Source organism: Moorena sp. SIO3B2 (assembly GCF_010692525.1).
GTDB lineage: Bacteria > Cyanobacteriota > Cyanobacteriia > Cyanobacteriales > Coleofasciculaceae > Moorena > Moorena producens.
On the sequence record NZ_JAAHHE010000983.1, the window covers coordinates 1 to 1,065 of the forward strand.

Genomic DNA, 1,065 nt, shown 5'->3' on the forward strand with positions numbered 1-1,065 from the left:
GCTAATTTGTGTAATGCCACTATGCCCGATGGTACAGTATCTCAGCAAGGTTGTCCTTAATTTCATGATCAAGCAGTAAATTGTAAATTATGGAAAACGAACTGGCAGCAAAAGCCGAAAAAATACCAGAAATCAAAAATGATGTCTGTCGTACCGCAGTAGTAATGGCGGCCAAACGTGCTATTGAATCCAAAAGGGCAGACCGACTTTTTGAAGATCCTTTTGCTGCTCAGTTAGTTGGGTCTAAGGAAATACAGTCTTTGATGGATTCTTGGGAAAAACAAGACGGTAAAGACCCGAAATCAAATACCCTTCGCATCCAGTTTGTGGCAGTGCGAACTAAATTTTTCGATGATTTTCTGATATCTGTAATACCAGAGGTACGTCAAATTGTAATTCTAGGGGTGGGGTACGATACTAGGGCATATCGCCTACCCTTACCACCTGAAATATGTATATACGAGATTGATTTACCAGAAATCATGTCTCGCAAAGAAGCAATTCTTAAGGATATTCCATCTAAATGTCATCGCCAGTCCATCGCTACAGATTTGCAAAAACCTTGGGTGCATTTATTAAAAAATCATGGATATCAATCTAATCAACCTACAGTTTGGTTGATGGAAGGTTTATTGATGTATATGGATAAAAAAGAGATAAATACATTACTGCAAACAATTTCTGATGTCAGTGTCAAAGGGAGTTATTTGGGTGCAGATTTAATAAGTGTAAAGTCGTGGCAGATAGGCTCCAAAACTCAGAAGGGATTAATTAGTAAAAATTGGCGTTTTGGCACAGACGCACCAGAAGAATTATTTACTGCTCATGGGTGGAATGCGTCAGTTATCCAACCGGGAGAAATAAGAGCAAATTATGGACGTTACTCTGTCCAAATCGCACCCCGTTCAGTACCTGGAAGGCGACGTTCGTTTATGGTGACTGCTAAAAAATAATGATGAATATCCTAGACTGACTTACATCTTATTTATCAATACAATACTCTAGATTTAATAAGACATAGGGAAACAAATTTGTAAACCATCCCCCCCAAATTTCTTTAGCTTT

The 1,065-nt window shown here is 38.5% G+C and carries 1 protein-coding gene; it reads left to right on the forward strand.

The window, feature by feature from the left end; translation table 11 throughout:
- Nucleotides 1-89: 89 nt before the first annotated feature.
- The gene (locus F6K38_RS42910; RefSeq protein WP_008183089.1) at nucleotides 90-953 is read left to right on the forward strand and encodes an SAM-dependent methyltransferase; all 864 of its coding nucleotides are present in this window, start codon (nucleotides 90-92) and stop codon (nucleotides 951-953) included.
- Nucleotides 954-1,065: the final 112 nt, after the last annotated feature.